The organism is Pseudomonas deceptionensis, from assembly GCF_900106095.1.
Classification (GTDB): domain Bacteria; phylum Pseudomonadota; class Gammaproteobacteria; order Pseudomonadales; family Pseudomonadaceae; genus Aquipseudomonas; species Aquipseudomonas deceptionensis.
The window spans coordinates 4,384,650-4,405,569 of the sequence record NZ_FNUD01000002.1; the positions used below are offsets into that span (position 1 = coordinate 4,384,650).

The 20,920-nt window shown below is 55.3% G+C and carries 14 protein-coding genes, 3 rRNA genes and 1 pseudogene; 8 read left to right on the top strand and 10 right to left on the bottom strand.

Going from position 1 to position 20,920, the window contains the following annotated elements; translation table 11 throughout:
- Positions 1 to 8 precede the first annotated feature (8 nt).
- A complete protein-coding gene (gene fabB / locus BLW11_RS20305) occupies positions 9 to 1,229 on the top strand; it encodes a beta-ketoacyl-ACP synthase I (RefSeq protein WP_048360661.1) in 1,221 nt (406 codons plus the stop codon).
- A 66-nt stretch (positions 1,230 to 1,295) separates the two neighbouring features.
- Here the strand turns inward: fabB and BLW11_RS20310 are convergent, their stop codons facing one another.
- Positions 1,296 to 2,303: an amidohydrolase family protein gene (locus BLW11_RS20310; RefSeq protein ID WP_241486143.1), complete on the bottom strand. Its 1,008-nt coding sequence runs from the start codon at positions 2,301 to 2,303 to the stop codon at positions 1,296 to 1,298.
- Between the two features lie 138 nt (positions 2,304 to 2,441).
- Here BLW11_RS20310 and BLW11_RS20315 point away from each other — a divergent pair, with 138 nt between their 5' ends.
- Positions 2,442 to 2,858: an OsmC family protein gene (locus BLW11_RS20315; RefSeq protein ID WP_048360660.1), complete on the top strand. Its 417-nt coding sequence runs from the start codon at positions 2,442 to 2,444 to the stop codon at positions 2,856 to 2,858.
- 73 nt (positions 2,859 to 2,931) lie between these two features.
- Entirely contained in the window at positions 2,932 to 3,792 is an 861-nt protein-coding gene (locus BLW11_RS20320; RefSeq protein ID WP_048360659.1) for a pirin family protein, read from the top strand.
- A gap of 19 nt (positions 3,793 to 3,811) precedes the next feature.
- On the opposite strand, the gene BLW11_RS20325 is transcribed toward BLW11_RS20320, so the two are convergent.
- Positions 3,812 to 5,131 carry a Na+/H+ antiporter family protein gene (locus BLW11_RS20325; RefSeq protein WP_048360658.1) on the bottom strand — a complete coding sequence of 440 codons (1,320 nt, stop codon included), beginning with the start codon at positions 5,129 to 5,131 and terminating at the stop codon, positions 3,812 to 3,814.
- A 533-nt stretch (positions 5,132 to 5,664) separates the two neighbouring features.
- Here BLW11_RS20325 and BLW11_RS24315 point away from each other — a divergent pair.
- Both BLW11_RS24315 and BLW11_RS24320 read left to right on the top strand, forming a co-directional pair.
- Positions 5,665 to 6,735: pseudogene (locus BLW11_RS24315) on the top strand (methyl-accepting chemotaxis protein); the annotation flags it as partial.
- 102 nt (positions 6,736 to 6,837) lie between these two features.
- Positions 6,838 to 7,593 (top strand): methyl-accepting chemotaxis protein, encoded by a 756-nt coding sequence (locus BLW11_RS24320; RefSeq protein WP_420912227.1) that lies wholly within the window; start codon positions 6,838 to 6,840, stop codon positions 7,591 to 7,593.
- Between the two features lie 28 nt (positions 7,594 to 7,621).
- Here the strand turns inward: BLW11_RS24320 and BLW11_RS20335 are convergent, their stop codons facing one another.
- From BLW11_RS20335 to BLW11_RS20345, 3 genes are read right to left on the bottom strand one after another with little or no spacing between them, the layout of a single operon-like run.
- A complete protein-coding gene (locus tag BLW11_RS20335; RefSeq protein WP_048360656.1) occupies positions 7,622 to 8,956 on the bottom strand; it encodes an ATP-binding protein in 1,335 nt (444 codons plus the stop codon).
- Positions 8,953 to 9,621, bottom strand: coding sequence for a response regulator transcription factor (locus tag BLW11_RS20340; RefSeq protein WP_048360655.1), 669 nt, complete (start codon positions 9,619 to 9,621; stop codon positions 8,953 to 8,955). The genes BLW11_RS20335 and BLW11_RS20340 overlap by 4 nt, the downstream gene beginning before the upstream one ends.
- Positions 9,621 to 9,935 carry a PepSY domain-containing protein gene (locus BLW11_RS20345; protein WP_048360654.1) on the bottom strand — a complete coding sequence of 105 codons (315 nt, stop codon included), beginning with the start codon at positions 9,933 to 9,935 and terminating at the stop codon, positions 9,621 to 9,623. The genes BLW11_RS20340 and BLW11_RS20345 overlap by 1 nt, the downstream gene beginning before the upstream one ends.
- 216 nt (positions 9,936 to 10,151) lie before the next feature.
- On the opposite strand from BLW11_RS20345, the gene queD reads away from it, so the two are divergent.
- A complete protein-coding gene (queD, locus tag BLW11_RS20350) occupies positions 10,152 to 10,508 on the top strand; it encodes a 6-carboxytetrahydropterin synthase QueD (protein ID WP_082136262.1) in 357 nt (118 codons plus the stop codon).
- A 198-nt stretch (positions 10,509 to 10,706) separates the two neighbouring features.
- Here the strand turns inward: queD and rrf are convergent.
- The 3 genes from rrf to BLW11_RS20365 form a co-directional block, all read right to left on the bottom strand.
- A 5S ribosomal RNA gene (gene rrf / locus BLW11_RS20355) occupies positions 10,707 to 10,822 on the bottom strand.
- Positions 10,823 to 10,973: 151 nt separating this feature from the next.
- Positions 10,974 to 13,865, bottom strand: a 23S ribosomal RNA gene (locus tag BLW11_RS20360).
- A gap of 324 nt (positions 13,866 to 14,189) precedes the next feature.
- Positions 14,190 to 15,726, bottom strand: a 16S ribosomal RNA gene (locus BLW11_RS20365).
- The 16S, 23S and 5S rRNA genes sit together here, the layout of an rRNA operon.
- A 602-nt stretch (positions 15,727 to 16,328) precedes the next feature.
- Here BLW11_RS20365 and rhtA point away from each other — a divergent pair.
- Positions 16,329 to 17,228, top strand: a complete 900-nt coding sequence (gene rhtA, locus BLW11_RS20375; RefSeq protein WP_048360175.1) for a threonine/homoserine exporter RhtA — start codon at positions 16,329 to 16,331, stop codon at positions 17,226 to 17,228.
- 152 nt (positions 17,229 to 17,380) lie between these two features.
- Positions 17,381 to 17,662, top strand: coding sequence for a hypothetical protein (locus tag BLW11_RS20380; protein ID WP_048359557.1), 282 nt, complete (start codon positions 17,381 to 17,383; stop codon positions 17,660 to 17,662).
- Between the two features lie 47 nt (positions 17,663 to 17,709).
- Here BLW11_RS20380 and BLW11_RS20385 read toward each other — a convergent pair whose 3' ends face one another.
- Together BLW11_RS20385 and BLW11_RS20390 are read right to left on the bottom strand one after the other, a co-directional pair.
- Positions 17,710 to 19,530: an aminopeptidase P family protein gene (locus BLW11_RS20385; protein WP_048359558.1), complete on the bottom strand. Its 1,821-nt coding sequence runs from the start codon at positions 19,528 to 19,530 to the stop codon at positions 17,710 to 17,712.
- 59 nt (positions 19,531 to 19,589) lie between these two features.
- Positions 19,590 to 20,759, bottom strand: coding sequence for a cysteine desulfurase family protein (locus tag BLW11_RS20390; protein ID WP_048359559.1), 1,170 nt, complete (start codon positions 20,757 to 20,759; stop codon positions 19,590 to 19,592).
- Positions 20,760 to 20,920: the final 161 nt, after the last annotated feature.

Below are 20,920 nucleotides of genomic sequence, written 5' to 3' on the forward strand. Positions count from 1 at the left end.
TTATCCGCATGCGCCGCGTCGTTATCACTGGTCTGGGCATCGTTTCGTGCCTGGGCAATGACAAAGAGACCGTCTCCGCTAACCTGCGTGCAAGTCGCCCTGGCATCCGATTCAACCCGGAATATGCCGAAATGGGTCTGCGTAGCCAGGTTTCCGGCTCCATTGACCTGCCTCTCGAAGAGCTGATCGATCGCAAGATCTATCGCTTCGTCGGCCACGCAGCGGCTTACGCCTACCTGGCCATGAAAGACGCCATCACTGATTCGGGCCTGACCGAGGAGCAAGTCTCCAACCCGCGTACCGGCCTGATCGCCGGTTCCGGCGGCGCGTCGACCCTGAACCAGATGGAAGCGCTGGACATCCTGCGCGAAAAAGGCGTCAAGCGTGTTGGCCCGTACCGCGTCACGCGGACCATGGGCAGCACCGTTTCCGCCTGCCTGGCCACACCCTTCAAGATCAAGGGCGTGAACTACTCGATCTCCTCTGCCTGCGCCACCAGTGCTCATTGCATCGGTACTGCAGTAGAGCAGATCCAGCTGGGCAAGCAGGACATCGTGTTTGCTGGCGGCGGTGAAGAAGAGCACTGGAGCCAGTCGTTCCTGTTCGACGCCATGGGCGCCTTGTCCACTCAATACAACGACACGCCTGAAAAAGCGTCCCGTGCCTACGACAAAAACCGTGATGGCTTCGTCATCGCCGGTGGTGGTGGCATGGTTGTTGTTGAAGAGCTGGAACACGCCCTGGCCCGTGGCGCCAAGATCTACGCCGAAATTGTCGGCTACGGCGCGACATCCGACGGCTACGACATGGTTGCTCCAAGCGGCGAAGGCGCCATCCGCTGCATGCAGATGGCAATGTCCACCGTTGACGGCCCGATCGACTACCTCAACACCCATGGCACCTCTACTCCGGTAGGCGACGCCAAGGAAATGGAAGGTGTTCGTGCGGTGTTCGGTGACAAGGCGCCAGCCATCAGCTCGACCAAGAGCCTGTCGGGTCACTCCCTGGGCGCCGCCGGCGTTCACGAAGCGATCTACTGCTTGCTGATGATGGAAGGCAACTTTATCGCTGGCTCGGCCAATATCGATGAAATCGATCCGGTCGTTGCAGACATGCCGATCCTGACCAAGACCCGCGAGAACGTCACGCTGAACAATGTGATGAGCAACAGCTTCGGCTTCGGTGGCACTAACGCCACTCTGGTACTGAAGCGCTGGACTGGCAAATAAGCCTTCCGCTCGCAGGATAAAAAATGCCCCGGACATCCGGGGCATTTTTTTGTCCTGAATAAAGCGTCATGGCCGCTTTTTCGGCAATACCGCCAAAAAGTTGTCCTTGGCGACCTGGCGCGCCACGCTGAGGGGCAACGCATCCAGGAACGGACCAAAGCTGCGCAGTTCCTGACCTAACTTGTCGAAACGCCCCACCACATCCGACCCCAGCATAAAACGCCCGGGGAAGCGCTCTACCAACGCAACCCACTCAGGCCTTGCCACTCCCTGCTCATCCAGCAGATACGGCGTGAGCATGCTCCAGGAAAGGTCTACGTACAGATTCGGGTAAGTGGCCAGCAACCGCGCGAGGGTCGGCAACAAAAATGGCATTTGGGTTTGATGCCGATGAATTTCGGCGCTGGTGCCCGCGTGGGCCCAGATAAAGCGGGTATCGGGATGCCGAGCCAGGGGCTCCTCCAGCTCGGCCAGATACAGCGGGTTCCTTTCACGTTTCGACGTGATGTTGGAGTGCAGCAGGACCGGCAGATCATGTTCGCCAGCCAGGGTGTAAATCTTGTTCATGGCTTCGTTGTTGGCTCGCGGCGTATCCCCGGCGATCAGAGCCGTCAGGTCATCATGGCGGGTAAACACCTCGCCGATTCCTTGCCACAGCCCGGGGTCGAGATCGAGCATGCGCTGGATGTGTGCCGCCGAGTTTTTGTCATTGGGATTAAACCCTGACAAAAACGGATGAAAGTGCCGACGCTGCTCTGCAGTCAAACCCTTGACCGCCGCAGCCACCCATACATCCGTTGCACTGAACCAATAGGCATCCGCATCATCACCCGCGTAATAGCGTGGCCGCTTGGGCTCGTCTTCATGCCACTTCTTGGCAACCGGAATACCGGAGATCATGACGTGCTCGATACGGTTTTGCGCCATGGCCGCCAGCAACTTGTCCATTCCCGCCGTTTCCTGGAAGAAATCGACGTAATGCAGGTGTGCATCACTGTAGGCGTAGTCACGGGACTGAGCCCAAGTGCCGGAAGTCCCCAGGGCCAACGCCAGAACGCAGTGTTTCAATCGCACCTGCCACCTCCTGTTTAATTGACTCCAGTAGACCTGCGAGGCCGCGCAAGGTTTCAGCGTGGGATCAAAGGGAACGCATGACTCGCCGTGTGCTCTATAAAGATCAGGACCTTTATCACTGCCACTCCGAGGTTTGCCATGACTGTTACCGTTATTACCGAGTCCCACGAAGGTTTTCGTCACAGCATTAAAATCGACGATCACGAGGTGTTTACTGACCTGCCTAAATCCATGGGCGGCGAAAGCTCTGCCCCCTCCCCCCATGATTACTTCGACGCGGCCCTCGGCGCCTGCAAGGCGCTGACGCTCAAGCTCTACGCGCAAAAGAAGGAAATCCCGCTCACCGGCGTGACCGTTGAAGTCAAACACGACGCCAGCGAAGAGCAAAAAGGCAAGTACGCGCTGCACGTCAAACTGACGCTCAAAGGTGTACTGACCGACGCCCAGCGCGATGAGCTGCACAACGTGGCAGACAAATGCCCGGTACATAAACTGATGACCACCGCCGAGATCACTATCGAAACCCACTTGTCTGAAGGCGCTTTCAGCCAGTAGCGCGCAGGCCGTACCTGCAGGCCTGCGAAGCGTTGGGTTATGCTCAACGCTTCTCCATTGCCGGGACCGTCCAATGCCCACACTGACCGTGATTCGCCCGCGCGCCGAAGAGGTCGAAGGACAACCGATCCTGCGCCCCCTGCCGTCAGCCAAATGCCGCAGCGTCGGCCCTTTTGTGTTTTTCGATCACATGCTGCCTACGCACTACCCACCCGGCCACGGGATGAACATCCGACAGCATCCGCACATTGGCCTGTCTACGCTGACCTGGCTGTTTGAAGGCCAACTCCAACACAAGGACAGCCTGGGCTCTGACCAGCAGGTTGGCCCTGGCGACGTGAGCTGGATGACCGCAGGTGCGGCCATTGCCCATATCGAACGCACACCCGCGGCTGCGCTCGCGCAAGGCTCAAGCCTGCATGGGCTACAAGTCTGGCTGGCGTCCCCCAAGGAACACGAGCAAGGCCCGGGGCACTACAGCCACCACCCCGCCGACAGCTTGCCGTTCAGCGATAACCTGGGCGTGAAAATCCGTCTGATTGCCGGCACTGGCTTCTGCATGACCTCCCCCGTGCCGGTGCTCTCACCGACCCTGTATGCCGAAGTGCAGATGCAAACAGCCACCACGCTGCTTATCCCGGCTGAACACCCGGAGCGCGCGCTGTATGTGCTGGAAGGGGAAGCACAGCTGGAAAGTCAGGCACTTGAGCCGCGTAGCCTGGTGGTATTGCCCGCTGGCGAAGCAATGACACTGTATGCCGCAAGTGACTGCCACCTGGTACTGATCGGCGGTGCAGCGCTCGATGGCCCGCGCCGCATGAACTGGAATTTCGTCGCCAGTGATCAGGGCCTGATCGAGCAGGCGAGAACCCGCTGGGCGGCAGGCGACTGGCCAACCGTCCCGGGAGAAGTCGGCCGCATCGAACTGCCTTGAAACCCGGCAGGCCTGAATCTTACAAAGTCATTGCCGCGAGCCAGCCAAAAGCCAGCAACGGCAAGTTGTAATGCAGGAAAGTGGGCACCACGGTATCCCAGATGTGGTGATGCTGACCGTCCACATTCAAACCGGACGTCGGGCCCAGTGTGGAGTCCGACGCCGGGGAGCCGGCATCACCCAAGGCACCCGCCGTACCGACGATGCAAACGATGGCCATCGGGCTGAACCCCAGCTGCACGCACAGCGGCACAAAAATGGCCGCCAGAATCGGCACCGTCGAAAACGACGAACCGATCCCCATGGTCACCAGCAACCCGACCAGCAACATCAGCAGCGCGCCCACGCCCTTGCTGTGGTTGATCCAGCCGGCAGATGCCTCAACCAGAGACTTGACCTCGCCGGTGGCTTTCAACACGTCTGCAAAACCCGAGGCAGCGATCATGATGAAACCAATCATGGCCATCATTTTCATGCCTTCGGTGAACAGATCGTCAGTCTCGCGCCAACGCACAATCCCCGACGCCGAAAATATCAAGAAGCCCGACAGCGCACCAATGATCATGGAGCCCAGCCAAAGCTGAATAATGAACGCCGCGGCAATGGCCACACCGGCCACCAACAGTGTGCGCGGGTTATAGCTGACGGCAACTTGCTCGACCTGTTCGATTTTTTCCAGGTCATAATCGCGTTTTTTGCGATAGCTGATAAATACAGCCACCAACAAGCCAACCAGCATGCCCAACGCAGGGATTGCCATGGCGTGAGTGACATTGACCTGGCTGATATCCACGCCACTCTTGCTGACGTTGGCGAGCAGGATCTGATTGAGGAAGATATTGCCAAAGCCCACCGGCAAGAACATATACGGCGTAATCAAACCAAACGTCATGACACAGGCGATCAGGCGCCGGTCGATTTTCAGCTTGGTCAGTACATACAGCAGGGGTGGAACCAATAAAGGAATGAAGGCGATGTGGATCGGCAAAATGTTCTGCGAACTGATTGCCACCACCAGCAGCAGACCGATCAATAGCCACTTGACGCGATTACCGCCGACGGCCTGCTGCCGGTTGACCATGATCAGCGCTTTGTCGGCCAGTGCATGTGCCAGGCCAGACTTGGCTATTGCCACCGCAAAGGCACCCAGCATGGCATAGGACAACGCAACCTGTGCGCCACCACCCAGGCCGCCATTGAACGCACTGAGCGTTGCCTCGATGCTCAACCCGCCAACAAGGCCGCCAACTACAGCACCCACGATCAGTGCGATGACCACATGCACACGGGACAGACTGAGCACCAGCATGATGCCGACCGCGGCAATTACTGCATTCATTATTACAACCTCATAGCGCGCACCACGATAAAACACCGTAAAGCGGAAATTCCGGGCAAAAGACGACCGTTCCAATCGCCGTATCTGGAAGGGTGGACTTATTTGGGGGCGCACACTTTGCAGCACCATCGGCGCCTTGTCAAAGCGCATGCCACAGCCCCCCGCCCAATCGGCTGGAACAGCCTTTAACCCTAGTAATCAAAGGGCTAAATCAGCTTTTTCTGGTTAAGCAAAACGCTAATAACCCGGGGTCACGCATAAAGAAATGTCCCGAGCGGCCGCTAACAGTCAAAGCCTCTTTTTAGGACGTCACCATGTCGCTCAGACAGCTTTCCATCCAATGGAAAATCACCCTCCTCGCCGGACTCTGCCTGCTGGGTGTTGTGACCCTGCTCGTAGGGCTTTCCCTCTATCGCATGGATCGCACTGCCGATCTGGTAGAAGCATCAAGCACAAAGATGCTGAATGAGGCTGCACAAGCCCGCATAGAGGCTCAGGGTGAAGCCCAGGCACTGGCAATCAGCCGTCAGTTCATGGACGCTTATCAATATGGCAACGGATTCGCCCGCCAGGTCCTGTTCTTGCGTGAACAATCCGAAAAGCGCTTTCTGGATGCCTTCGACCTGCGTGAAGACCTGACCCGCCAGGTCAAGGCCGCCTTGCAGGCCAATCCGGACTTGCTGGGCCTGTCCCTGGTGTTTGAAGCCAACGCACTCGATGGAAAAGATCAGCTGTTCGACCATCAAAAAGAACTGGGCAGCAATGACAAGGGCCGCTTCGCCCTTTACTGGTCGCAGCCAACACCCGGCAAGCTGACCTCGATGGCATTGCCCGAGTCGGACATGGCCGACACCAGCACCGGGCCCAGCGGCCAGGCCAATAACATGTGGTTCACCTGCCCGCGCACAACGCAAAAACCCTGCATTATCGAACCTTATTTTTATCAGATCGACGGGCAAAACGTGTTGCTGACCAGCATCGTTTTCCCGCTGATGGTTGACGGCAAAGTCATCGCGTCACTGTCGGTTGATATCAACCTCAACAGCTTGCAGGCCATAAGCCTGCAAGCCAGCCAGAAACTGTACGACGGGCAGACCCGCGTAGGCATTGTGAGCTCCGCGGGCATATTGGCCGGCTTCAGCGCTGATGCCGGCAAACTTGGCCAGCGCCTGGATCAAGTGGATGCCAATGACGGTGCCCAACTGATTCAAATGACGGCTACTGGCGGTCAGGCACACAGCATTCGCGGGCAACAGCGCTTGAAGATCCTGACCCCCTTCCTGCCGATCCCGGGCAGCAAGCCTTGGGGCGTGCTGCTGGATGTGCCTGAAAAGGTCCTGATCGGACCGGCCCAAGCGCTGCAAGCCGAGCTGGACCAGGGCAATAAAACCGGGGCCCTGATCGAGCTGGCCTGGGGTTCCCTCGCGGCCATTATCGGGCTTCTGCTGGTGTGGCTGATGGCCCGTAGCGTCACACGCCCGATCCTGGGCGTGGCCAACATGCTCGAAGACATAGCCAGCGGTGAAGGCGATCTGACCCGTCGCCTGGCCTACGATAAAAACGACGAATTGGGCCAACTGGCCAGTTGGTTCAACCGCTTCCTCGACAAACTGCAACCCACCATCGCCGAGGTTAAACGTTCGGTGCAGGATGCCCGCAGCACGGCCGACCAGTCAGCCGCCATTGCCACACAGACCAGTGCCGGCATGGAGCAACAGTACCGTCAGGTCGATCAGGCAGCCACGGCCTCCCACGAGATGAGCGCCACGGCGCAAGATGTCGCCCGCAGTGCGGCTCAGGCGGCCCAGGCCGCTCGTGATGCTGATCAGGCAACACGCCAGGGGCTCACCATCATCGACCGCACCACCACCAGCATCGATCATCTGGCCGCCGACATGAGTGAGGCCATGGCCCAGGTTGAAGGGCTGGCTGCCAATAGCGAGAAGATTGGTTCGGTACTGGAAGTGATTCGTGCGATTGCCGAACAGACCAACTTGCTCGCCCTGAACGCTGCGATCGAAGCGGCACGAGCAGGCGAAGCCGGGCGCGGTTTTGCGGTGGTGGCTGACGAGGTGCGTAACCTGGCGCGCCGGACCCAGGAGTCCGTCGAGGAAACCCGCCAGGTGATCGAACAACTGCAAGCCGGCACTCAAGAAGTGGTGAGTTCCATGAACAACAGCCATCGCCAGGCCCAGGGCAGTGTCGAACAGGTAGGGCAAGCAGTGACTGCCTTGCAGCAAATCGGCAATGCCGTGACGGTCATTACCGACATGAACCTGCAGATTGCCAGCGCCGCGGAAGAGCAGAGTGCGGTGGCGGAAGAGATCAACAACAACATTGCAACTATTCGCGATGTAACAGAGTCATTGTCCGAACAGGCCAATGAATCTGCGCGGGTCAGCCAGTCACTGAACTCGCTGGCCAACCAACAGCAAACGCTGATGGATCAGTTTCGCGTCTGACGTACTGCGTTTGGGGCGACGACAGGCTTTACGCCGTTGTCGCCTTTGACGCACGCCCCGGGAGGTTGATCCTTACCAACAGCCCGCCCAATGCACCCGTCTCAAGTTCCATCTGCCCTTCCCAGGCATCAACGATGTCTCGCACTATGCCCAAGCCCAGGCCATGGCCACTGGTTTGCTCGTCCAGTCGCACCCCTCGACTGATCACCTGATCGCGCTCAATCTCAGGGATGCCTGGGCCATCATCCTGCACCTCAATCACGAACCCGCCGGGTGTTTGAGCAACACGCAACTCGACACGGGAATCGGCCCATTTGCAGGCGTTATCCAAGAGATTGCCGAGCAATTCGAGCATATCCTCACGATCCCAGGGCAAATGCAGCCCGGGATGCATTTTGAGCATCAGTTCCAGGTGCTCGCCGTGAATCATGCCAAGGGTCGCCAGTAGCCCCGGTAACTCGGCATCGGCATCAAACTGGGCGCCTGGCAAGGCATCACCGGCCAGGCGAGCACGATTGAGCTCTCGCCCCATGCGTTGCTGTATCTGCTCCAACTGTTCCCGGAGTGTGTTCTGGATTTGAGGGTAAGCAGCGAGCCGTGGATCATTGGCCAAGCTGATCAGCACAGCCAGCGGCGTTTTTAATGCGTGCCCCAGATTACCCAGCGCATTGCGCGAGCGTTTGAGGTTGTCTTCGGTATGGGCCAGCAAATGGTTTATCTGCGTGACCAAAGGCTCAAGTTCAAGCGGCACCTGTGCATCAAGCTTTGAGCGCTGCCCCGATTGCAACTGGGCAATCTGTTTGCGTGCCGTCTCCAGCGGTCGCAGAGCCCGACGGACAGTGATTCGCTGCAACAGCAACACAATAATCAGGGCCAAGACCCCCATCCCCAGACCAATCCGCTGAACCTGACTGAAGCTTTCACGTATGGGTGTGTAGTCCTGGGCAACGCTGATGGAGACCGCCTGGCCAAGGCGCCGATAGTCACTGCGCAGGACCAGCAACATCTGCCCTTCGGGGCCAGGCTGTAACTCGCTGCTCAACCCTGGTTGGCTGGGCCGCGGTAAGTGAGCGTCCCACAGCGAACGCGAGCGCCAGTGAATATCACCAAACTCGATACTGAAGTAGTGCCCGGAAAATGGCCGATGATACGCAGGTGACAGCCGTCGCTCATCGAGCTGCAAGCCTTGGGGGCCACGGGTCAATGCTATCAGCAGGTTCTCGCTGTCGTTTCTCAGGCCTGATTCCAGGTAACGTTGAAGGCCATTTTCAAATAGCAAGAGACTGACCTGCCCTACGACAAGGCCAGCAACCAACAGAACACTGACCAAACCAAGGCTCAAACGCCTCTGTATGGATTTCACTGACTGCCCGCGCCGAAAATATAACCTTGTCCACGACGGGTTTCGATCACCTCTCGCCCAAGCTTGCGACGCAGATGGTTCACATGAACCTCCAGCACATTGGAGTCCCGTTCGGTCTCACCGTCATAGAGATGCTCAGCCAAATGGCTTTTTGAAAGAATTTGCTGCGGATGCAACATGAAATATCGCAAAAGACGAAACTCGGCCGCGGTCAGCTGTACCTCCGCGCCATCATTGACCACACATTGACGGGCCTCATCCAGTTGCAGCCCCGCAGCCTTCAGTAAAGGCTGATTCGATTGACCGTGAGCGCGGCGTAACAGCGCCTGCACCCGCAACTGCAATTCTTCGGGATGAAAAGGCTTGGTCACATAATCATCAGCACCGGCTTTAAGGCCCTCAATTCGCTCAGACCATGAACCACGGGCCGTCAGAATCAGTACGGGCGTAGTCAGCCCTTGAGCGCGCCATTGTTTGAGCACATCAAGACCGGGCAATCCGGGCAAACCCAGATCAAGAATAATCAAGTCATACGGTTCACTTTGCCCCTGGTACAGGGCATCACGGCCATCGGCCAACCAATCAACCGCATAACCCAGTCGGGCTAAACCAGCCATCAGTTCGTCGGCCAAGGGCACATGATCTTCTACCAACAGCAACCGCATTAATCATCCACCTCATCTTTGAGCAATTGACCATTACTGGCATTCAGCTTGATTTCGCGTACTACGCCATCGGGCGCAAGCAACTCAACTTCGTAGACATAAACATCGTCATCCTCCTCCAGCTCCACTTCCAGCAGCTTTGCACCCGGATGGCGCGCGAGGGCTGTTTGCAGCAATTGCTCCAGAGGCTGGATAAGACCTTGCTCACGCAAACGCAGCGCCTCGTCTTGCCCCAATTCCCGCGCAATAGCCAAAGAACAGAAAGCAGAAAGCATCAGCACGAAAAATCCGCCAACTCGTACGTTCACTGTCATCACTTGCCTAAAAGGCCTCCGTTCAATGTCATTCTTGCCAGATCAAAGGCATCAATCATAGCGCTACTGCCTTAATTGAAGCTGAATTGGCAGCGCCCTCCCCGATTGCGCAGTGATCGTGGGGAGCTATACACCTGCACTGAGCGTTAACTGCTAAACTGCGGCCCTGTATTCATCGCCCAGGCGATTGTCACCTCTTCAAGAGCTATAAACACTGTGGAAATTTTCAAAGAGTTTACTTTCGAATCTGCGCATCGCCTGCCTTATGTTCCTGAAGGTCATAAATGCGGCCGTTTACATGGTCACTCCTTCAAAGTGGCGATCCATTTGAGCGGCGACATCGACCCTGCGACAGGCTGGATCCGTGACTTTTCGGAAATCAAAGCGATTTTCAAACCACTCTATGAACGGCTTGATCATAATTACCTGAACGATATCCCGGGTCTGGAAAATCCAACCAGCGAAGTGCTGGCCAAGTGGATCTGGCAACAGCTCAAGCCTTTGCTTCCAGAACTGTCCGCGATCCGAATTCATGAAACCTGCACCAGTGGCTGTATCTACTACGGTGACTGAATCGCATGCTAAAAAAAACCACCTTTCGAGGTGGTTTTTTTTAGCTTTCGAAAAATGGACGCTGCAAGCCAGTTATATGGAAGAGCTATGGGATAAGGTCGAGGACGTTTCGCTTATCGCGCCAAGCTGGGCGGTACTTTTCTCGGCACAAAAACAAACCCCCTGTCTGCGTTAGCAGACAGGGGGTTTGGAATTTAATCTTGACGATGACCTACTCTCACATGGGGAAACCCCACACTACCATCGGCGATGCATCGTTTCACTACTGAGTTCGGGATGGGATCAGGTGGTTCCAATGCTCTATGGTCGTCAAGAAATTCGGTAGCCAGGTCGTTTACCTTTCGGTTCACGCTCCAGCGAATGGGTATGTAATAGAGTGGTGTTTTGTGAGTCGCAAACTTTCGGTTTGTATCGTCTTCACACACCGCAATCTGGTCTCTTCGACGCAAATTGCTTGGGTGTTATATGGTCAAGCCTCACGGGCAATTAGTATTGGTTAGCTCAACGCCTCACAGCGCTTACACACCCAACCTATCAACGTCGTAGTCTTCGACGGCCCTTTAGGGAACTCAAGGTTCCAGTGAGATCTCATCTTGAGGCAAGTTTCCCGCTTAGATGCTTTCAGCGGTTATCTTTCCCGAACATAGCTACCCGGCAATGCCACTGGCGTGACAACCGGAACACCAGAGGTTCGTCCACTCCGGTCCTCTCGTACTAGGAGCAGCCCCTCTCAAATCTCAAACGTCCACGGCAGATAGGGACCGAACTGTCTCACGACGTTCTAAACCCAGCTCGCGTACCACTTTAAATGGCGAACAGCCATACCCTTGGGACCGGCTTCAGCCCCAGGATGTGATGAGCCGACATCGAGGTGCCAAACACCGCCGTCGATATGAACTCTTGGGCGGTATCAGCCTGTTATCCCCGGAGTACCTTTTATCCGTTGAGCGATGGCCCTTCCATACAGAACCACCGGATCACTAAGACCTACTTTCGTACCTGCTCGACGTGTCTGTCTCGCAGTCAAGCGCGCTTTTGCCTTTATACTCTACGACCGATTTCCGACCGGTCTGAGCGCACCTTCGTACTCCTCCGTTACTCTTTAGGAGGAGACCGCCCCAGTCAAACTACCCACCATACACTGTCCTCGATCCGGATAACGGACCTGAGTTAGAACCTCAAAGTTGCCAGGGTGGTATTTCAAGGTTGGCTCCATGCAAACTGGCGTTCACACTTCAAAGCCTCCCACCTATCCTACACAAGCAAATTCAAAGTCCAGTGCAAAGCTATAGTAAAGGTTCACGGGGTCTTTCCGTCTAGCCGCGGATACACTGCATCTTCACAGCGATTTCAATTTCACTGAGTCTCGGGTGGAGACAGCGCCGCCATCGTTACGCCATTCGTGCAGGTCGGAACTTACCCGACAAGGAATTTCGCTACCTTAGGACCGTTATAGTTACGGCCGCCGTTTACCGGGGCTTCGATCAAGAGCTTCGCGTTAGCTAACCCCATCAATTAACCTTCCGGCACCGGGCAGGCGTCACACCCTATACGTCCACTTTCGTGTTTGCAGAGTGCTGTGTTTTTAATAAACAGTCGCAGCGGCCTGGTATCTTCGACCGGCATGGGCTTACGCAGTAAATGCTTCACCCTCACCGGCGCACCTTCTCCCGAAGTTACGGTGCCATTTTGCCTAGTTCCTTCACCCGAGTTCTCTCAAGCGCCTTGGTATTCTCTACCCAACCACCTGTGTCGGTTTGGGGTACGGTTCCTGGTTACCTGAAGCTTAGAAGCTTTTCTTGGAAGCATGGCATCAACCACTTCGTTGTCTAAAAGACAACTCGTCATCAGCTCTCGGCCTTAGAATCCCGGATTTACCTAAGATTCCAGCCTACCACCTTAAACTTGGACAACCAACGCCAAGCTGGCCTAGCCTTCTCCGTCCCTCCATCGCAATAACCAGAAGTACAGGAATATTAACCTGTTTTCCATCGACTACGCTTTTCAGCCTCGCCTTAGGGACCGACTAACCCTGCGTCGATTAACGTTGCGCAGGAAACCTTGGTCTTTCGGCGTGGGTGTTTTTCACACCCATTATCGTTACTCATGTCAGCATTCGCACTTCTGATACCTCCAGCAAGCTTCTCAACTCACCTTCACAGGCTTACAGAACGCTCCTCTACCGCATCACCTAAGTGATACCCGTAGCTTCGGTGTATGGTTTGAGCCCCGTTAAATCTTCCGCGCAGGCCGACTCGACTAGTGAGCTATTACGCTTTCTTTAAAGGGTGGCTGCTTCTAAGCCAACCTCCTAGCTGTCTAAGCCTTCCCACATCGTTTCCCACTTAACCATAACTTTGGGACCTTAGCTGACGGTCTGGGTTGTTTCCCTTTTCACGACGGACGTTAGCACCCGCCGTGTGTCTCCCATGCTCGGCACTTGTAGGTATTCGGAGTTTGCATCGGTTTGGTAAGCCGGGATGGCCCCCTAGCCGAAACAGTGCTCTACCCCCTACAGTGATACATGAGGCGCTACCTAAATAGCTTTCGAGGAGAACCAGCTATCTCCGAGCTTGATTAGCCTTTCACTCCGATCCACAGGTCATCCGCTAACTTTTCAACGGTAGTCGGTTCGGTCCTCCAGTTAGTGTTACCCAACCTTCAACCTGCCCATGGATAGATCGCCCGGTTTCGGGTCTATTCCCAGCGACTAGACGCCCTATTAAGACTCGCTTTCGCTACGCCTCCCCTATTCGGTTAAGCTTGCCACTGAAAATAAGTCGCTGACCCATTATACAAAAGGTACGCAGTCACCCAACAAAGTAGGCTCCCACTGCTTGTACGCATACGGTTTCAGGATCTATTTCACTCCCCTCTCCGGGGTTCTTTTCGCCTTTCCCTCACGGTACTAGTTCACTATCGGTCAGTCAGTAGTATTTAGCCTTGGAGGATGGTCCCCCCATATTCAGACAAAGTTTCTCGTGCTCCGTCCTACTCGATTTCACTGCAAAGATGTTTTCGCGTACAGGGCTATCACCCACTATGGCCGCACTTTCCAGAGCGTTCCGCTAACATCAATACAGCTTAAGGGCTGGTCCCCGTTCGCTCGCCACTACTAAGGGAATCTCGGTTGATTTCTTTTCCTCAGGGTACTTAGATGTTTCAGTTCCCCTGGTTCGCTTCTTAAGCCTATGTATTCAGCTTAAGATACCTAACTTATGTTAGGTGGGTTCCCCCATTCAGACATCTCCGGATCAAAGTCTGTTTGCCGACTCCCCGAAGCTTTTCGCAGGCTACCACGTCTTTCATCGCCTCTGACTGCCAAGGCATCCACCGTATGCGCTTCTTCACTTGACCATATAACCCCAAGCAATCTGGTTATACTATGAAGACGACATTCGCCGAAAATTCGCATGTTCAATTAAGAACGTTCACAAATTTTACCTTAGCCTGAATAAACACCAGTGAAAGTGTTATCCAGTCTAACTTTCTATTACATACCCAAATTTTTAAAGAACGATCTAATCAAAAGATCAGAAATCAACATTCACCATCGTTTGATGGAATGCTCATTTCTAAGCTTTACGACAGAAAAACCACAGAGCGACTCTGCAGTTATCGTCTTCTACAATGAATCAAGCAATTCGTGTGGGAACTTATGGAGCAGCTGATGTCGTCGATTAAGGAGGTGATCCAGCCGCAGGTTCCCCTACGGCTACCTTGTTACGACTTCACCCCAGTCATGAATCACACCGTGGTAACCGTCCTCCCGAGGGTTAGACTAGCTACTTCTGGTGCAACCCACTCCCATGGTGTGACGGGCGGTGTGTACAAGGCCCGGGAACGTATTCACCGTGACATTCTGATTCACGATTACTAGCGATTCCGACTTCACGCAGTCGAGTTGCAGACTGCGATCCGGACTACGATCGGTTTTATGGGATTAGCTCCACCTCGCGGCTTGGCAACCCTTTGTACCGACCATTGTAGCACGTGTGTAGCCCAGGCCGTAAGGGCCATGATGACTTGACGTCATCCCCACCTTCCTCCGGTTTGTCACCGGCAGTCTCCTTAGAGTGCCCACCATTACGTGCTGGTAACTAAGGACAAGGGTTGCGCTCGTTACGGGACTTAACCCAACATCTCACGACACGAGCTGACGACAGCCATGCAGCACCTGTCTCAATGTTCCCGAAGGCACCAATCTATCTCTAGAAAGTTCATTGGATGTCAAGGCCTGGTAAGGTTCTTCGCGTTGCTTCGAATTAAACCACATGCTCCACCGCTTGTGCGGGCCCCCGTCAATTCATTTGAGTTTTAACCTTGCGGCCGTACTCCCCAGGCGGTCAACTTAATGCGTTAGCTGCGCCACTAAGAGTTCAAGACTCCCAACGGCTAGTTGACATCGTTTACGGCGTGGACTACCAGGGTATCTAATCCTGTTTGCTCCCCACGCTTTCGCACCTCAGTGTCAGTATCAGTCCAGGTAGTCGCCTTCGCCACTGGTGTTCCTTCCTATATCTACGCATTTCACCGCTACACAGGAAATTCCACTACCCTCTACCATACTCTAGCTTGCCAGTTTTGGATGCAGTTCCCAGGTTGAGCCCGGGGATTTCACATTCAACTTAACAAACCACCTACGCGCGCTTTACGCCCAGTAATTCCGATTAACGCTTGCACCCTCTGTATTACCGCGGCTGCTGGCACAGAGTTAGCCGGTGCTTATTCTGTCGGTAACGTCAAGACAATCACGTATTAGGTAACTGCCCTTCCTCCCAACTTAAAGTGCTTTACAATCCGAAGACCTTCTTCACACACGCGGCATGGCTGGATCAGGCTTTCGCCCATTGTCCAATATTCCCCACTGCTGCCTCCCGTAGGAGTCTGGACCGTGTCTCAGTTCCAGTGTGACTGATCATCCTCTCAGACCAGTTACGGATCGTAGCCTTGGTGAGCCATTACCTCACCAACTAGCTAATCCGATCTAGGCTCATCTGATAGCGCAAGGCCCGAAGGTCCCCTGCTTTCTCCCGTAGGACGTATGCGGTATTAGCGTCCGTTTCCGAACGTTATCCCCCACTACCAGGCAGATTCCTAGATATTACTCACCCGTCCGCCGCTCTCAAGAGGTGCAAGCACCTCTCTACCGCTCGACTTGCATGTGTTAGGCCTGCCGCCAGCGTTCAATCTGAGCCATGATCAAACTCTTCAGTTCAAACATCTTTGGGTTTTTAAGAAACCCTAAACTTGGCTCAGCAATCGTTGGTTACATCTTTGATTTCTCGCGGAGTAACTTGTGATGCTGATAATCTTGTTGACTATCAGTCTGACTCCACAAGCACCCACACGAATTGCTTGATTCAGTTGTTAAAGAGCGGTTGGTTTAGCTTTCGCTGAACCGAGGCGCGTATTCTACAGCAGCCTCTGTTGCTGTCAAGCGGTTATTTTAAGATGTTTTCAAAGTTTCCCCTGTAACATCAACCACTTGCGCTTTCGATCTCTCGTTAGCGGGAGGCGAATTCTACAGCGTTACACGCTGCTGTCAACACCTTATTTCCTGCTTCGATGACTTGAAGCTGGCACTCTCGAAAACAGATACAACTCATTGAAACTCAAGGAGTTTTCCGTTTCTACTGTGCCGGAAGAGGCGCGAATTATAGGCCGTCAGAATTCTAAGTCAAGCATTAATTGAAACTATTGCAGAGTGAAGCTCTATAGAGAGAAAGCCCCCTCAATGTGCGCACTATATTGCACATCCAGCATTACTTAAGCATGATGCCAGACCTCCTGACTTCCACACCCCGGGCACACTCCTTAATGACCAAGCTTCCCCATAGCCTCTTCTCGACGCTATTCCCTGTCGGCCTGCTGCTTATAGCCATGGCCTCAATACAATCCGGCGCATCGCTGGCCAAAAGCATGTTCCCCATTGTTGGAGCCCAGGGTACAACCAGCCTTCGACTGGTATTCGCCAGTATCATCATGCTGTTGATACTGCGCCCCTGGAGAGCCAAGTTCACCGCAAAGTCCTTGAAGACCGTTTTGGTGTACGGGATAGCCCTGGGGGGAATGAATTTCCTCTTCTATATGTCACTGCGCAGCGTTCCACTGGGCATTGCCGTCGCTCTGGAGTTCACGGGGCCTTTGGCTGTGGCCATTTATACCTCCCGCAGACCGATCGACTTCGCATGGATTGGCCTGGCCATCACGGGGCTGCTACTACTGATACCCATAGGTGAAAGCACCCAGGGAATCGACCCCGAAGGTGCTGCCTACGCACTAAGCGCCGGGGTTTGTTGGGCGCTGTACATTCTATATGGGCAGAGAGCCGGTGCTGACAACGGCGTTCAGACGGCGGCTTTGGGTGTAATTATCGCTGCGCTGTTTATCGCGCCTATCGGTGTTGCTCACGCCGGGGCCGCTTTATTCACCCCCAGCCTGATCCCGATAGCAATTGCCGTAGCCCTGATGTCGACGGCCATACCCTATACGCTAGAGATGATTGCCCTTACGCGCATGCCCACTCGCACATTCGGCACTCTCATGAGCATAGAGCCAGCCTTCGGGGCGCTGTCGGGGCTGCTGTTCCTTAATGAGGTATTGTCATTTACACAATGGATGGCCATCTCCTGCATCATAATGGCTTCCATCGGTGCGACCTTGACGATGCGCAACCACTCAACGCCGGTGGTTACCGACAAAAAGTCACCTATTTGACACAACTCTGGTAATTGACTCTCATTTAAGGGATGTTTGTCCCCTGAGTGTCAGCAGGGCTGATTTCGGATAAGGATGTCCACCAGTGCCATGGAGAGATGGTCGCCGATACACGCATCCCGAAAATCCGACGCAAACGCTTAAGGACAGGAATGAAACGAATTTTGGTAGCTTTAGCCGTGCTCGCTGTAACCGGCTGCGCTGCAACCTCGGAAACCGCCGTCAAACATGGCAAGCGAGGCTTGCATATCAATTGCTCTGGATTGTCCTCATCGTGGAACAAGTGCTATGCCGAAGCCGACAAGTCCTGTGGAAGCAAGGGCTACCGCGTGGTTGCCAAATCGGGTGATGCTGCCGAAGAGCCCGGGGATTACCCGTTTGGCTTGAATCCAGCAGGCTATACCAGCCGCAGCATGATCGTCATCTGCAAGTAGCTACCTCATGCCATGCGGTCGGCCAGGCCGACTGCATGGCATGAATATCAGGCTGCTATAGACAGTGGCGCAGTACGCGCCAGCAACCACTCAAGTGCAGCCCCTTCAAGCAGTGGACTCAAACGCTCGCGAACCTGCAGGTGATATGCATCAAACCACTCCAGTTCCTCATGCGTCAGCAATGAAGGTTCCAGGCAGCGCGTATCAATCGGGCACAGTGTCAGGGTTTCAAACTTCAGGAACGCTCCGAACTCCGAAGTCCCCGCCTCACGATTCAACACCAGGTTCTCAATTCGTACCCCCCAACGACCCGGACGATACGTCCCGGGCTCAATCGAGGTAATCATCCCCGGTTGCATGGCCGTGTGCGGTGCAGCCGCAGCTTGATAGGCAATAACCTGTGGCCCTTCATGCACATTCAGAAAATAACCGACGCCATGCCCCGTCCCGTGCCCGTAGTCGACGCTCTCAGCCCAAATCGGCGCCCTTGCAATCGAGTCCAGCAGAGGTGACAGGATTCCTTTCGGGAATTGCGCCCTGGACAAGGCAATCACACCTTTAAGTACGCGCGTGCAGTCGTGTTTTTGCTCGAGGGTGGGTGTGCCGACAGGCACCATGCGCGTGATATCGGTTGTACCCCCCAAGTACTGACCACCGGAGTCGATCAGCAGCAAGCCGTCGCCCTCAATCACCGCATGCTCTTGCTCGGTTGCGTGATAATGCGGCATTGCGCCATTGGCATTGAAAGCGGCAATGGTATTGAAGCTCAGCGATACAAAGTCCGGGCGACGGGCACGGGCAGCGGTCAGTTGCTCGTCAATCGTCAGCTCGGTCACGACCTCACACCCAAGGGCAACTTCCAGCCAGGCAAAGAACTCACAGAGGGCAGCACCATCCTGCTCCATGGCCTGACGGATATGGAACGCGTCATCAAGGCTCTTTTGCGACTTGGCCAGGGTAGTCGGATTCAAACCTTCGACCAGCTTCACTTCAGGCTTCAGGTGGCCGAGCAGCCCGCAGGTCACTCGCGCAGGATCCACCAGCAAGCGGGTTGAGGCCGGCAAAGACGCCAGCGCCGAATTGATCTCGGCGTAATTACGCAGTGCCACGCCCTCACGCTCAAGTATCCCGCGCAGTTCGGCAGTGACTTTGCCCAGATCCAGAAACAGGGTGGCCTGGTCAGGCTCGATCAATGCAAACGAAACGAAAACAGGGTTAAAGGAAACATCCGAGCCGCGCAGGTTAAACAACCAGGCGATGTCATCCAGAGTGGCAATGAAATGGGCATCGGCTTTGCGCTGCTGGAGTGTTTCGCGCAACTTTGCCAGTTTTTCCACCCGACTGACTGTCGCTTGCGGCGGCAAGTGCTCATAAACCGGCTGCACCGGGAGCGCAGGGCGATCCCCCCAAACCTGGCTTAGCAGATCAATGTCCGTGCGCAAAACCGCACCGCGCTCCTTGAGTTTGCTTTCGAGTGTTCGTGCCGAACCAAGCGCGAGCACTGCGCCATCAACCGAAACCGTTGCACCTTCAGGTACCTGCTCAGCCAGCCACTCCAGGGGGCCGGGCTGGCCAGGCAGCAACTTGACCAGTTCAATGGTGCTGCCTTTGAGTTCCTTGCCTGCCTGTTCCCAGTAGCGGCTGTCAGCCCAGAGCCCGGCAAAGGTCGGTGTCACGATCAAGGTACCGACAGAACCATGAAAGCCCGACAGCCATTGACGCCCCTGCCAATACGCAGGCAAGTACTCCGAAAGATGGGGATCGGCCGAGGGCACCAGCAACGCATGGATACCGTTCTGGCTCATTAACTCCCGGGTACGCGCCAAACGCTGTACAACCGATCCCGAATTCAACGACTGAGTACTCATTGTGTCTCCCGCTAACCACTGATAATTTTTATTCGTTGCCAATGATGATGGATCAGCCACTAAGGTTGGGCAACCGCCCAAAACGGTGCAGGCGCAGCGACAGCAGCCTTGATCGCGTTCACTGCAACATCTATATCCTGCTCGCAGGTGAAACGGCCAAGACTCAAGCGGATCGTTCGGCTCGCCTTGTCAGCATCATGCCCCAGCGCAAGCAGCACATGGGACGGCGCATTGCTGGCCGAGTTGCAGGCAGACGTCGCGGAATACGCCAGCACAGCACTCAACGCAGCGCTGTTGAAGTGACCCTCGCTAAAGGTCAGGCTCAAGGTATGGGGAATTCGATGCGTCGGACAACCATTGCACTGCAGCCCCGGCACATCGGCCAGTTGCTCAAGCAAACGCTGACGCAAGCCTTCTATATGCGCGAGCTCCTGATCAAATGATTCATTGGCTACCGCAAAGGCAGCGCCCATGCCTGCAATTTGATGAGTCGCCAGGGTCCCGGAACGCAGACCGGACTCATGGCCACCACCATGAATCTGCGCCTGCAGCCGATCCTGTGCACGTGGCCCGACGTACAGGGCACCGATCCCCTTTGGGCCATAGATCTTGTGCCCGGAGAACGACATCAGATCTACCGCCCACTCACCCAGGTCGATGGCCAGCTTGCCCGCACCCTGCGCCGCATCAACGTGGAACAATGCTCCGTGCTCGCGAACCCGACGGCCAATGCCCGGAATGTCATTGACCGTTCCAAGCTCATTGTTGACCAGCATCAGCGATACCAGCAGCGTGTCCTCACGCAGTGCATTTACGACCTGTTCTGCGCTGACAAGCCCATCGGCACCGGGTGCCAGGCAGGTCACTTCAAAACCTGACTGTTGCAAAAAGCGCGCGGTGTCCAGAACGGCCTTGTGCTCGATCTGACTGGTGATGATATGCCCGCGGGACTGGCCGCTGGCCTGGGCCACACCCTTGAGCGCCAGGTTATTGGACTCGGTCGCGCCCGAGGTCCAGATAATCTGATCGGGGCTGGCATTGATCAACCGGGCTACCTGTTCACGGGCCAGCTCTACCGCATGCCGGGCTTGCTGGCCGAACACATGGGAGCCCGAGGCCGGATTACCAAAGTTGCCTTCAAAGCCCAGGCAATCGACCATCACCTGAATGACACGAGCGTCCACAGGTGTGGTGGCCGCGTAATCGAAATAAAGAGGTCGCTTGTTCATTGTTCAAACTCACTGAGCGCGTTCCGGCAGCAGACCATGCTTGATGCCGGAGAGTGAAACCGCGTGAAAATGCGGCCATTAGAAATAACTGATTGAGCCAGGTTAAAAAAGGTACATCCAATAGAAAAGTCGTAGGGGTATTCCCAAATTCAGACCTTCCA

Bases quoted from the DNA above. Each gene is read 5' to 3' on its own strand.
- rhtA (WP_048360175.1), top strand. From the start codon at position 16,329: ATGACCAAGCTTCCCCATAGCCTCTTCTCGACGCTATTCCCTGTCGGC.
- BLW11_RS20320 (WP_048360659.1), top strand. From the start codon at position 2,932: ATGCCCACACTGACCGTGATTCGCCCGCGCGCCGAAGAGGTCGAAGGA.
- BLW11_RS24320 (WP_420912227.1), top strand. From the start codon at position 6,838: ATGGAGCAACAGTACCGTCAGGTCGATCAGGCAGCCACGGCCTCCCAC.
- BLW11_RS20380 (WP_048359557.1), top strand. From the start codon at position 17,381: ATGAAACGAATTTTGGTAGCTTTAGCCGTGCTCGCTGTAACCGGCTGC.
- BLW11_RS20315 (WP_048360660.1), top strand. From the start codon at position 2,442: ATGACTGTTACCGTTATTACCGAGTCCCACGAAGGTTTTCGTCACAGC.
- BLW11_RS20325 (WP_048360658.1), bottom strand. From the start codon at position 5,131: ATGAATGCAGTAATTGCCGCGGTCGGCATCATGCTGGTGCTCAGTCTG.
- BLW11_RS20345 (WP_048360654.1), bottom strand. From the start codon at position 9,935: ATGACAGTGAACGTACGAGTTGGCGGATTTTTCGTGCTGATGCTTTCT.
- BLW11_RS20390 (WP_048359559.1), bottom strand. From the start codon at position 20,759: ATGAACAAGCGACCTCTTTATTTCGATTACGCGGCCACCACACCTGTG.
- BLW11_RS20385 (WP_048359558.1), bottom strand. From the start codon at position 19,530: ATGAGTACTCAGTCGTTGAATTCGGGATCGGTTGTACAGCGTTTGGCG.
- BLW11_RS20340 (WP_048360655.1), bottom strand. From the start codon at position 9,621: ATGCGGTTGCTGTTGGTAGAAGATCATGTGCCCTTGGCCGACGAACTG.
- fabB (WP_048360661.1), top strand. From the start codon at position 9: ATGCGCCGCGTCGTTATCACTGGTCTGGGCATCGTTTCGTGCCTGGGC.